Annotated in this window: 1 protein-coding gene and 2 pseudogenes; 2 read left to right on the top strand and 1 reads right to left on the bottom strand. The window is 60.3% G+C overall.

What is annotated here, in order from left to right; translation table 11 throughout:
- Positions 1-483, bottom strand: a pseudogene (locus tag MKK64_RS19180) (formate dehydrogenase); the annotation flags it as partial.
- Between the two features lie 350 nt (positions 484-833).
- Here MKK64_RS19180 and MKK64_RS19175 point away from each other — a divergent pair.
- A pseudogene (locus MKK64_RS19175) lies at positions 834-1055 on the top strand (hypothetical protein); the annotation flags it as partial.
- 153 nt (positions 1056-1208) lie between these two features.
- Positions 1209-1391, top strand: a complete 183-nt coding sequence (locus tag MKK64_RS19170) for a hypothetical protein (RefSeq protein WP_243936503.1) — start codon at positions 1209-1211, stop codon at positions 1389-1391.
- Positions 1392-1467 lie beyond the last annotated feature (76 nt).

Raw genomic sequence — 1467 nt, 5'->3', positions numbered from 1 at the left:
CGAGAGGCGGCCAGAGCTGTAAAACACTGTTCCCTTGAGGTGGTCCTCCACGGCGCGCAACTCGCCCGCGATCTCGTCCAGGGCATGCCCCCACGACACGGGCACATATTTGTCTGAGTCCGCGTCGTAGCGCAGCGGGTGAGTCAGGCGCCCGGTATGCTCCAGCTGGAACTCGTCCCAGCCGAGCAGTTCGGTGACGGTGTGCTCAGCGAAGAAGGCCAGGGTGCAGCGGTGAGCCGTCAACTCCCAGGCCACGGCTTTTACGCCGTTCTCGCAGAACTCGAATGGGAGTGGGCTCGCCGGCTTGATCCAAGCGCAGCTGTTGCACTGGTAGCCGTCGACCTTGTTGTGACGGGTCAGAGCGACCGGAACACTCGCCAGCACACCCTCGCGCCTCAGAATGTTGCCGACCGAAAGGGCCGAACCCCACCCGCCGGAGGGACGACGGTAGGGTTTGAACGTAGGCTTTGACAACAAATGCACTCCAAGGGTGATCCCATGAGGCAACCCCCGCTAGAGGCGAGCGTTTCATATCATCACGCTTGGATGCAAATATTTATCTGCATCTATCATTTGATGCAAAAAGAGGTTAACATGGTCGTTGAACGGGATTACATGCTCAAGAAAGGCGCTGGGCCATCTGCGCCCAAGCTTTTTCTTGATACGCGGGTCATCCCACTGGTGGTCAATCTAGCTGGAGCACTGGAGGTGGCTTTGAACCACGCATCGACGCGTACGGGCGTCCGGCCTTCCGTGATCTGCACCGGCGTCGCAACTCTCGGTATCCTCGCGGTACTTCGCCTGCGGCGAGGTTCGAGAAGCGTAGGTACCCGGAGGGCCTGACCCTGAAGACCGGCCAGACCCACATGGTCCGCTATATGAAGCCGCTGATGGAGCGCATCCAAAACGGTGACATCGACCCGTCCTTCATCATCAGCCATCGCTCCACGAATCTGGAGGACAGCCCGGCGCAGTACGACATGTTCCGGGACAAGAAGAAATGGGGGTGCTCGGGACGGATCGGCATTCCGCAATCCTTGAGGCGGGACAGGTAGGCCTTCGAGCATAGTGGCAAGTCCTTCCTGGTGCCGTGTCTAGCCCGCAACAGACGAGCTTGAGCGGCTCGCTCGGCTGGCAGCGTCGTGATCTCGGCCTGAGGGGTACCGGCTTGCTGTTGTCGAGAAAGGCATGCCTAGTTACACGGCGCCATGGACAAGCTTGAAGCCCTCCTGGACCGCCTGAAGGCTCGCCAGCGCGACCTTATCATGGAAGCCGCTCAGTACGATACGATGCCGGCCGACAGCACGCTGAAGCGGATCGCGGAGTTGGAGAACGCGATCGCGGCGGTGGAGGCGGTGGCTGACGAGGAACGAGGTCGGCGGGACCGGTAGATCGGTCTTAGGTTAGCAAGCTCACCCACAGCGACGAGGTAACGAAGCCGTGATCGCGTGCGATTGAATTTTGCAT

The organism is Methylobacterium sp. E-025 (assembly GCF_022829705.1).
In the GTDB taxonomy this organism is placed as follows: Bacteria; Pseudomonadota; Alphaproteobacteria; order Rhizobiales; family Beijerinckiaceae; genus Methylobacterium.
The sequence above is the reverse complement of the archived record's forward strand: the minus strand, read 5'-3'. Positions and strand labels throughout refer to the sequence as shown.